Source organism: Pseudomonas sp. Pseusp88 (genome assembly GCF_047303955.1).
Classification (GTDB): Bacteria; Pseudomonadota; Gammaproteobacteria; order Pseudomonadales; family Pseudomonadaceae; genus Aquipseudomonas.
Genome location: NZ_JBGLYM010000066.1, coordinates 1 through 10,632 on the forward strand (window position 1 = coordinate 1; position 10,632 = coordinate 10,632).

At 59.2% G+C, this 10,632-nt stretch carries 7 protein-coding genes, 1 tRNA gene and 1 pseudogene; 6 read left to right on the forward strand and 3 right to left on the reverse strand.

What is annotated here, in order from left to right:
* Nucleotides 1–115 precede the first annotated feature (115 nt).
* Nucleotides 116–640: a 2-amino-4-hydroxy-6-hydroxymethyldihydropteridine diphosphokinase gene (gene folK / locus ACCD02_RS32160; protein WP_413310621.1), complete on the reverse strand. Its 525-nt coding sequence runs from the start codon at nucleotides 638–640 to the stop codon at nucleotides 116–118.
* A complete protein-coding gene (gene folB, locus ACCD02_RS32165) occupies nucleotides 631–984 on the reverse strand; it encodes a dihydroneopterin aldolase (protein WP_413310622.1) in 354 nt (117 codons plus the stop codon). The genes folK and folB overlap by 10 nt, the downstream gene beginning before the upstream one ends.
* 74 nt (nucleotides 985–1,058) lie before the next feature.
* Between folB and plsY the strand changes: the two genes are divergently transcribed.
* Nucleotides 1,059–1,628 carry a glycerol-3-phosphate 1-O-acyltransferase PlsY gene (gene plsY, locus ACCD02_RS32170; RefSeq protein WP_413310623.1) on the forward strand — a complete coding sequence of 190 codons (570 nt, stop codon included), beginning with the start codon at nucleotides 1,059–1,061 and terminating at the stop codon, nucleotides 1,626–1,628.
* Nucleotides 1,629–1,640: 12 nt separating this feature from the next.
* Here the strand turns inward: plsY and tsaD are convergent, their stop codons facing one another.
* On the reverse strand, nucleotides 1,641–2,666 hold the full coding sequence (tsaD, locus tag ACCD02_RS32175; RefSeq protein WP_413310624.1) for a tRNA (adenosine(37)-N6)-threonylcarbamoyltransferase complex transferase subunit TsaD: 1,026 nt from the start codon (nucleotides 2,664–2,666) through the stop codon (nucleotides 1,641–1,643).
* Nucleotides 2,667–2,864: 198 nt separating this feature from the next.
* Here tsaD and rpsU point away from each other — a divergent pair, with 198 nt between their 5' ends.
* The 5 genes and pseudogenes from rpsU (at nucleotide 2,865) to ACCD02_RS32200 (ending at nucleotide 10,447) form a co-directional block, all read left to right on the forward strand.
* Nucleotides 2,865–3,080, forward strand: coding sequence for a 30S ribosomal protein S21 (gene rpsU, locus ACCD02_RS32180; RefSeq protein WP_002551877.1), 216 nt, complete (start codon nucleotides 2,865–2,867; stop codon nucleotides 3,078–3,080).
* A gap of 453 nt (nucleotides 3,081–3,533) precedes the next feature.
* The gene (gene dnaG, locus ACCD02_RS32185) at nucleotides 3,534–5,498 is read left to right on the forward strand and encodes a DNA primase (protein ID WP_413310625.1); all 1,965 of its coding nucleotides are present in this window, start codon (nucleotides 3,534–3,536) and stop codon (nucleotides 5,496–5,498) included.
* Nucleotides 5,499–5,565: 67 nt separating this feature from the next.
* Nucleotides 5,566–7,413 (forward strand): RNA polymerase sigma factor RpoD, encoded by a 1,848-nt coding sequence (rpoD, locus tag ACCD02_RS32190; protein ID WP_413310626.1) that lies wholly within the window; start codon nucleotides 5,566–5,568, stop codon nucleotides 7,411–7,413.
* A 488-nt stretch (nucleotides 7,414–7,901) separates the two neighbouring features.
* Nucleotides 7,902–10,355: pseudogene (locus tag ACCD02_RS32195) on the forward strand (EAL domain-containing protein); the annotation flags it as partial.
* Nucleotides 10,356–10,370: 15 nt separating this feature from the next.
* Nucleotides 10,371–10,447, forward strand: a tRNA-Ile gene (locus tag ACCD02_RS32200).
* The last annotated feature ends 185 nt before the right edge of the window (nucleotides 10,448–10,632 follow it).

A 10,632-nucleotide genomic window follows, 5' to 3' on the forward strand; every position in this document is an offset into this window, starting at 1 on the left:
GGTGTTTATCCATTCTTTTATACCCCCCCCAAAAAAACACCAAAACCCGTTTCCCCCCGTTTTATTGCGTTTACGTGCCCGCCCTTTTAAACCCCGGTCCCACATTGGATCTGTATCAGTCCTGCAACATTGCCTTCGGCGTCAGGGCAGCACCACGCCACTCAAACGCAACCGGCCAAAGCTGCTGGTCGATCTGCGCCTCGCCCCATAGCCTGGAAAAAGCGATACCAGCCCCCGGATGCAGAACATCCGGGGCGATCAGCGCCAGTGGCTGCAAAACGAAGGCGTTCTTGAGAATCTCCGCGCGAGGCAGGATCAGGCCGTCGAAGTTGCCCACCAGCTCGCCGTATAACAGCACGTCGATATCCAGGGGCAGCCCCTTGCGATCCGGGGCGTAGCGGCCGTTATCGGCTTCGATGAACTTGAGCCGCCGGTCCAGTTCCATCAACGGCAGATCGGTCAGGCCGGTGACCACCAGATTGAAGAACGGGCCGCTCTTGATCCCCACCGGGTGGCTTTCAAAGACCGGCGAACAGGTCATCTGGCTGACGAAACCATCCAGCGCCTCAAGCCCTGCAATCAGGTGCTTTTCGCGGTCGATGTTACTGCCCAGTCCGAGGTAAATCCGGGTTAGCGACATCCGCGCTCGATCTCCACGCCCACGCCCCTGGCCGCTGCTACAGCGCCGGGCTTGGTCAGTTTGAGGTGCACCCAGGGGATCTGGAATTCACTCATCAGCACTTCGACCAGACGTTCGGCGAAGGTTTCCACCAACTCAAAGGTCGCAGCCTCGGCAAATGCCTGGATACGCGCAGAAACGCTGGCGTAGTCCAGGGCCTTGCTCAGGTCATCGCCGGCTGCCGCCGGGCGGTTATCCCAGGCAAAGCTCAGGTCCAGGCGCAGGCATTGACGAATGCTGCGCTCCCAGTCATAGGCGCCGATTACCGTATCGACTTCCAGACCGTCGATGAAAACTCTGTCCAAGCCCAACTCTCCGCTGCACGACAAGGGCGCGATGCGCCGTTAGAATCAGGGCACCTTCGCCCGGAATGGTTAGCATGTTTTGGTTACTGGCGATTTTCGCCTACCTGCTTGGCTCACTGTCCTTTGCCATTGTGCTCAGTCGCCTCAATGGTCGCCCGGACCCGCGTGCCAATGGCTCCGGCAATGCCGGCGCGACCAATATGTTGCGTCTGGCCGGCAAGAAACTCGCCATCCTGACCCTGCTCGGCGATCTGGGCAAAGGCTTGCTGCCGGTGCTGATCGCCCGCTTCACAGGCCTGGATGCCGAACACCAGGCCTGGATCGGCCTGTGCGCCGTGCTGGGCCATCTGTTTCCGTTGTACTTCCGCTTCCGTGGCGGCAAAGGAGTCGCCACCGCCGCCGGAGTGCTGCTGGCGCTGTATCTGCCCGCCGCACTACTGGCCATCTGCGCCTGGCTGCTGGTCTTCTATCTGACCCGCACCAGCTCACTCGCTGCCTTGATCGCTACCCCGCTGACCTTGCCACTGCTGGCGTGGAAAGCGCCGATGACTCTGCTGCCGGTCAGCTTTCTGGTGCTGCTGATCGTGTGGCGCCATCGCGGCAATCTACGTGACCTGCTCGCCGGACGCGAACGACATTTTTGAGCGAATACGCTGTTACAACCCTTGAAGCTGCTCCATCGGCCAGCGCGCCTGCACGGTAATGCTCAGATCCTGCTTCTGCCCTGCCAGCAAACGCTGACAACCGGCAAAGGCGATCATCGCGCCATTATCGGTACAGAATTCGGGGCGGGCGTAATACACATTGCCCTTGAGCTCGCCGAGCATTTTTTCCAGCGACTGGCGCAACGACTTGTTGGCACTCACGCCACCGGCGATGACCAGACGCTTGAGGCCGGTCTGCTTGAGTGCGCGCTTGCACTTGATGGTCAGAGTCTCCACCACCGCCTGCTGGAAGGCCAGTGAGATGTCGCAACGGGTTTGCTCGCTGTCGTCCCCGGAGCTCTGGCATTGCTGCCAGGTGTTCAGGGCCGAGGTCTTCAGGCCGCTGAAACTGAATTCCAGGCCGGGCCGATCAGTCATCGGCCGCGGGAAGGTAAAGCGCCCGGCTACACCCTGAGCGGCCTTGGCGGCGATCTCGGGACCACCGGGGTACTGCATGCCCATCATCTTGGCAGTCTTGTCGAAAGCCTCGCCTGCGGCATCATCCAGCGTCTCGCCCAACAGCTCATAAAGACCGATGCCATCGACCCGAACCAGCTGCGTGTGACCACCGGAAACCAACAAAGCGACGAACGGGAACTGCGGCGGCTGTTTTTCCAGCATCGGCGCCAGTAAATGGCCTTCCATATGATGCACGCCGAGCGCAGGAACATCCCAGGCAAAGGCCAGGGCCTGGGCGCAGGAAGCCCCGACCAGCAAGGCCCCGACCAGACCGGGACCGGCCGTATAGGCAATGGCATCAATGTCCGCGCTGACACAGCCGGACTCATCGAGCACCTGGCGAATCAACGGCAACATGCGTTTTACGTGATCACGCGAAGCCAGCTCAGGCACCACGCCACCGAACACCCGGTGCAGGTCGATCTGACTGAACAATGCGTCCGCCAGCAGCCCGCGCTCACTGTCGTAGAGCGCGACGCCGGTTTCGTCGCAAGAGGTTTCCAATCCCAGTACTAGCATGGGTCTACGCCTTTTGGAGGCCGAATTCGAAGGCGCGCATGATAGTCGCCGCCCAACGCCCCGACCAGCGGTTTTCGATCAGAGGCTTTGCATTCCTCGCAGCAAGGGGTTAACATCCGCAACCCTTAAAAACCGACGTACTTATGTGCAGTTTTTGCACGAGACGTTGACCCCGGTAATGAATGAAGGTAGCTCTGGATGCCAGCCGTCAAAGTTAAAGAGAACGAACCCTTCGACGTAGCTCTGCGTCGTTTCAAGCGCTCCTGCGAAAAAGCCGGTGTTCTGGCTGAAGTTCGTAGCCGCGAATTCTACGAGAAGCCGACTTCCGAGCGTAAGCGTAAAGCAGCAGCCGCTGTTAAGCGTCACGCCAAGAAAGTTCAGCGCGAACAGCGCCGCGCCGTTCGTCTGTATTAATTTACAGCGTTCGCCGCAAGCTTCTGCCTCGCCCGGCCCTTAAAAAGCCGGGCTAGCTGTAGTTGCAGTACCGCATTACGCTTCATTGACAACATTTGCCAAAGCCGCAGCTGCGACCAAGGCAAGTCACGTCCAGCCTGAACCCAGGCCACGTTGATCGCGTCTACACTGACGAACGTATCAAGGTGCATGGCGAGTATGCCTTGATGATCTTCGCAAGAAGCTCAGCCAAGGCGACGCCCCCTCATGACAGCTCAGTGAATACCGAAGCCAACGGCCGACGTCGCATTCGCAATGATAGCTGCGCCCGAACACCAAGCCCTGACTATCGAACATTCTTCGATATCCGTAGATTGTCGGCAGCACCGCTTGCGCACATTGATGTACAGGCACGCTTGAAGCTTTCTCGCGCATGCCGCAAAAAGCCGCACACCGTTTGAAGATGAGAACGCAATGGCCGGGCTGATTCCCCAGAGCTTTATTGACGACCTGCTGAACCGCACCGACATCGTCGATGTTGTCAGCTCGCGCGTGCAATTAAAGAAGACCGGGAAAAACTTCAGCGCGTGCTGCCCGTTCCATAAAGAAAAGACCCCGTCATTCAGCGTCAGCCCGGACAAGCAGTTCTATTACTGCTTTGGCTGCGGCGCTGGGGGCAACGCCCTTGGCTTCATCATGGACCACGACAACCTGGATTTTCCCCAGGCTGTCGAGGAACTGGCCAAGGCCGCAGGCATGGAAGTGCCGCGCGAACAGAGTGTCAAAGGGCAAAAGCCGCGTCAGCCGACCGACTCACCGCTCTACCCGCTGCTGAACGCTGCTGCCGAGTATTACCGCCAGGCCCTTAAAAGCCATCCTACGCGCAAATCCGCCGTGGACTACCTCAAGGGTCGTGGATTGTCCGGGGAAATTGCCCGTGACTTCGGCCTGGGGTTCGCCCCACCCGGCTGGGACAACCTGTACAAGCATCTGAGCAGCGACACGCTCCAGCAAAAGGCCATGATCGATGCCGGACTGCTGATCGAAAATGCCGAGACCGGCAAACGCTACGACCGCTTCCGCGACCGGGTGATGTTTCCGATCCGCGACAGCCGTGGCCGGGTGATCGCCTTTGGCGGCCGGGTCCTTGGCGACGACAAGCCCAAGTACCTGAACTCCCCGGAAACCCCGGTGTTTCACAAGGGCCAGGAGCTTTACGGCCTGTTTGAGGCGCGTAAATACAATCGCAACCTGGACGAAATTATCGTCGTCGAAGGGTATATGGACGTCATCGCCCTGGCCCAGCAAGGCCTGCGCAACGCCGTCGCGACATTGGGTACGGCGACCAGCGAAGAGCACTTGAAGCGCCTGTTTCGCGTGGTGCCCAACGTGCTGTTCTGTTTCGACGGCGACCAGGCAGGCCGCAAGGCCGCCTGGCGTGCACTGGAAGCAAGCCTGTCGAACATGCAGGACGGGCGGCGTGCGCGCTTTCTGTTTCTGCCCGAAGGCGAGGACCCGGACACTCTGGTCCGCAGCGAAGGCACTGACGCCTTCCGCGCCCGGATCAACCAGCACGCACAACCGCTGGCCGATTACTTTTTTGAACAGCTGACCAAGGAAGCCGATCCGCGCTCCCTGGAAGGCAAGGCCCACATGGCCACCCTGGCAGCGCCGCTGATCGACAAGGTCCCCGGCGCCAACCTGCGCATCCTGATGCGGCAGCGCCTGAGCGAGATCACCGGTCTGAGCGGCGAAGCGATGAGCCAGCTGGCGCAAAGCGCACCGGCGCCCGCCGCGCCGAGCTACGACCCCGGCTTCGATTACGGATCGATGCCCGACTATGGCAGCTATCAGCCTGACGACAGGTACGAAGCGCCAGCACAGACAGAATGGACCCCGCCAAAAAGCGGCGGCCAGAAGAAATGGGATAACAAGAAACCCTGGGATGGCAAGAAGGGCGGTAAACGGCCCGACTTCGAATCCCGCGCACCACGCCCACCGGCGACGGTAGAACCGACCATCCTCGGCGCGCTGCGCACGTTACTGCACCACCCGGAGCTTTCAGGGAAGGTGGCCAATGCCAGTCAGTTTGCCGATGACGACAATCTTTACTCGCAATTATTGGTCGCCCTGCTCGAAGCCCTGCAAAAAAATCCAAGGCTACGCTCGCTGCAACTGATTGCCCGCTGGCACGGAACCGACCAGGGGCGATTATTGCGACAATTGGCAGAGAAGGAATGGTTGATCGAGGCCGACAACCTTGAACAACAGTTTTTCGACACTATAACTAGCTTGTCCGCTCGCCAACGCGAGCGAAGCCTGGATCAACTGATCCGCAAGGAACGACAGTCAGGTTTGACCGCAGAAGAGAAAATTCAGCTGCTTAATCTGTTAAATCGCAATGTTCCTGCACAAACCCCGACCTCAACTGGCGCGTGAGGTCCTAGCTCGGGTATAATCCTCGGCTTGTTTTTTGCCCGCCAAGACCTTCAGTGGATAGGGTGTTATGTCCGGAAAAGCGCAACAGCAGTCTCGCCTCAAAGAGTTGATCAGCCGTGGTCGTGAGCAGGGTTACCTGACTTACGCGGAGGTCAACGACCACCTGCCGGAGGATATTTCAGATCCGGAACAGGTGGAAGACATCATCCGCATGATCAATGACATGGGGATCAACGTATTCGAGAGTGCCCCGGATGCGGATGCCCTTTTGTTGGCCGAAGCCGATACCGATGAAGCAGCCGCGGAAGAAGCGGCAGCTGCATTGGCGGCTGTGGAAACCGACATCGGTCGTACTACCGACCCGGTGCGCATGTATATGCGCGAAATGGGTACGGTCGAACTTCTGACCCGTGAAGGCGAAATTGAAATCGCCAAGCGTATCGAGGAAGGTATCCGTGAAGTGATGAGCGCTATTGCGCACTTCCCTGGCACGGTCGATCACATCCTCTCCGAATACAATCGCGTCACCACCGAAGGTGGTCGCCTGTCCGACGTCCTGAGCGGTTATATCGACCCGGACGACGGCATTGCGCCACCAGCTGAAGTGCCGCCGCCCATCGACCAGAAAGCCGTGAAGGCCGAAGGTGCCGAGGACGACGACGAAGAAGCTGAAAGCACTGACGACGAGGAAGAGGCCGAAAGCGGTCCGGATCCGGTCATTGCTGCCCAGCGTTTCGGCGCGGTTTCCGATCAAATGGAAATCACCCGCAAGGCGCTGAAAAAGCACGGTCGTGACGACAAGGCCGCCATCGCCGAGATGCTGGCACTGGCCGAACTGTTCATGCCGATCAAACTGGTTCCAAAACAGTTTGAAGGTCTGGTCGAACGTGTTCGCAGCGCCCTGGAACGCTTGCGTGCCCAGGAACGCGCCATCATGCAACTGTGTGTCCGTGACGCACGGATGCCGCGTGCCGACTTCCTGCGCCAGTTCCCTGGCCACGAAGTGGACGAGAGCTGGACCGATGCACTGGCCAAAGGCAAGGCGAAATACGCCGAAGCCATCGGCCGTCTGCAGGGCGACATCCAACGTTGCCAGCAGAAGCTGACCGCACTGGAAAGCGAAACCGGTTTGACCATCGCCGAGATCAAGGACATCAACCGTCGCATGTCGATCGGTGAGGCCAAGGCCCGCCGCGCGAAGAAAGAGATGGTCGAAGCGAACTTGCGTCTGGTGATTTCCATCGCCAAGAAGTACACCAACCGTGGCCTGCAATTCCTCGATCTGATCCAGGAAGGCAACATCGGCTTGATGAAGGCTGTGGACAAGTTCGAATACCGTCGTGGCTACAAGTTCTCGACCTATGCCACCTGGTGGATCCGTCAAGCGATCACTCGCTCGATCGCCGACCAGGCCCGCACCATCCGTATTCCGGTGCACATGATCGAGACGATCAACAAGCTCAACCGTATTTCCCGGCAGATGTTGCAGGAAATGGGTCGCGAACCGACCCCGGAAGAGCTGGGCGAACGCATGGAAATGCCTGAGGACAAGATCCGCAAGGTACTGAAGATCGCCAAAGAGCCGATCTCCATGGAAACCCCGATCGGTGACGACGAAGATTCGCACCTGGGTGACTTCATCGAAGACTCGACCATGCAGTCGCCAATCGATGTCGCTACGGTGGAAAGCTTGAAGGAAGCGACTCGCGAAGTGCTGTCGGGCCTTACCGCCCGCGAAGCCAAAGTCCTGCGCATGCGCTTCGGTATCGATATGAATACCGACCATACGCTGGAAGAAGTTGGCAAGCAGTTCGACGTGACCCGCGAGCGGATTCGTCAGATCGAAGCCAAAGCATTGCGCAAACTGCGCCACCCGACGCGAAGCGAGCATCTGCGCTCGTTCCTCGACGAGTAAGCCCTGGCGCGCAACACCAAAACCCCCGGCCCATGCCGGGGGTTTTGCATTCTGGCGTAGAAGTTTTTCCGAACGGCACTCGCACTTCGCCATCACGGCTACACTCGATTCATTTCCAGGCCAATAAAAAAGAGGCTGACATGTTGCGACTGCCGGCCATGATCATGGTTTGCCTGCTGAGCATTACCGCACACGCCGCGGCACCGAACGATCAGGGCAAAGGGACGACTGGACTCGACCCAGCAAAAGAGCAGCGCCTCGACAGGCCTGCATCGACCGCCGATAACAACCTTCAATGGCAGGGACTTGTGCCCTACAGCCTGTCGACATTGGTATTACTGATGGCGGTGGCCCTGGTGGTTCGTTCCAGGCGGCGGCTCGACGCAGAAATTGCCGCGCGTCAGGCACTGGAACAGAAGCTGCACAACAGCGAGCATGACCGCCATGATCTGATAAACGACATCAACAGAACCCTCGATGCCGATCAAGCCAGGCGCTTGTCCGAAGCCAAGTTCGCCTCGGTATTCACTGAATGCCCGGACATCATGGTCATCGCCGACCGCACTAACGGCCGCCTGTTGGAGGTCAACACGGCCTTCGTCGAGCAGACCGGTTTCAGCGCCGAAGAAGCCATCGGCAGGACGCCCACCGAACTCGACCTGTGGGGCATTCCCGGCCTGGGTCCGGGCATGCTGGAACGCCTGCAACAGAGCAGCCTGCACAACCTTGAATTGCCGTTTCGACGCAAGGATGGCAGCACCTACTCCGGCCTGCTCTCGGCCGAAACATTCGAACTGGAATCGACCCCCGCTATTCTCGTAGCGGTGCGCGACATCACCTACCTCAAAGAGGCCCGACAGCAATTACAGGTTTCCGAAGAGAAATTTGCCAAAGCCTTCCACGCCTCACCCGATGGCATGCTGATCAGTCGCCAGAGCGATGGCCTGTTGATCGACATCAACGAGGGCTTCAGCCGCCTCACCGGCTACAGCAGCGCCAACTCCCTCAACCACTCGACTTTCGATCTGGGCATCTGGGCCAACCTCAACGAGCGCGAGCAATTGCTTGATCAGTTGCAGCACAATGGCTTCGTGCGCGACTTCCGTAGCCATATCCGCCACAAGGACGGGCGGATTTTTCTCTGCGAACTGTCAACCAGACCGATTCTTATTGCGGGTGAAGATTGCATGCTGACCATCGCCCGTGACATCACTGAACGCCAGCAAATGCAGGAAAAGATACAACTGGCCGCAACGGTGTTCGAAAGCACCGCTGAAGGCGTATTGATCACCGACACCGCCCAGCGCATCAATGCCGTCAACCGCGCCTTCAGTGAGATCACCGGCTACAGCGAACAGGAAGCTCTCGGCCAGACCCCGAGCCTGCTTGCCTCAGGCCAGCATGACAGCGCCTTCTACGCGTCGCTGTGGTACCAGTTGACCGCCGAAGGGCACTGGCAGGGCGAGATAAGCAATCGCCGCAAGAACGGTGAGGTCTACCCGTGTTGGCTGACCATCAGCGCCGTGCGCAACAAGGAGCGTTTCATCACCCACTTTGTCGCCGTGTTCGCCGACATCTCCAGCCTCAAGCATGCCCAGGCCCGCCTCGACTACCAGGCGCACCACGACCCGTTAACCGGCCTGCCCAACCGTACCCTGTTCGAGAACCGCCTGCAGGCCGCACTTATCCACAGCCTGGAGTCCGGCAGCCTCGGCGCGGTGCTGTTCCTCGACCTTGATCGCTTCAAGCACATCAACGACAGCCTCGGTCACCCGGTCGGCGATCTGTTGCTCAAGGGCATTGCCGTGCGCCTCAAGGAAAACCTGCGTGACATCGACACCGTCGCCCGCCTGGGCGGTGACGAATTCATCATTCTGCTGCCCGGCTTGCAACATCCAAGTGATGTAGAAGCGATCGCCAGCAAACTCCTGGCTTCGTTCTCGGCACCGTTCCAGGCCGGTGAGCACGAGTTTTTCATCAGTTCCAGTATCGGCAGCGCATTGTTCCCCACCGATGGCGAAGACGTCGCCACCGTGATCAAGAACGCTGATGCCGCCATGTACCGCTCCAAGGCCAAGGGCCGCAACCGCGTTGAAGGCTATACACGCGACCTGACCGCTCAGGCCAGCGAACGCATAGCCCTGGAACACGAACTGCGCCGAGCCATCGAACGCAACGAACTAAGCCTCTCCTATCAGCCCAAGATCAGCCTGCACACCCAGCAACTGGTAGGCGCCGAAGCCCTGGTCCGCTGGAACCACCCAACCTTCGGCGAAGTGCCACCGGAACACTTCATCGCCCTGGCCGAAGAGAACGGCATGATCCTGCAAATCGGCGACTGGGTCCTCGAACAGGCATGCCACCAGATGCGCCAATGGAACGCCATCTACCAACCCTTCGGCCCCCTTTCTGTCAACCTGGCCGGCGCGCAGATGCGTCAACCCAACCTGCTTGCCCGCATCAAGCAACTGCTCAGCGACAACGACCTGCAACCGGACTGCCTGCAGCTGGAGATCACTGAAAACTTCATCATGAGCCAGACCGAGGAAGCCCTCAGCGTGCTGCACAAACTGAAAAGCCTCGGCGTACAACTGGCCATCGACGATTTTGGCACCGGCTACTCATCCCTGAGCTACCTCAAGCGCCTGCCCCTGGACATCCTCAAGATCGACCAGTCCTTCGTCCGCGGCCTGCCCGACGACGCCCACGACGCAGCCATCGTCCGCGCCATCATCGCCCTGGGCCGCAGCATGCAACTGACGGTCATCGCCGAAGGCGTGGAAAACCTCGAACAGCAACAATTCCTCGCCGACGAAGGCTGCGAACAGATCCAGGGCTTCATCGTCAGCCTGCCCTTGCCACCCGAAGAATTTTGCGCAACGTTTCTTCGTATGAGTCTTTCGGACTTTTCGGATAGCACAGCCGAGAAACCGCCGTTATAATCCGCGACCTACTGAGGGCCTATAGCTCAGTCGGTTAGAGCAGAGGACTCATAATCCTTTGGTCCACGGTTCGAGTCCGTGTGGGCCCACCAACTTGAAAGCCGCGCATTGCGCGGCTTTCGTCGTTTTTAAGCCTCAACTTTCTCGCCGTCACAATCCTGAAAACGGTCAAAGCGTCCACAATGCGTCCACGTCGCTCGTTCTGGATCCCCCCCAAAAGGGACCAATCGTTCTCCTTTTGGGACCGCCTGGGAGTAGCCCCTATCAAACCACCACC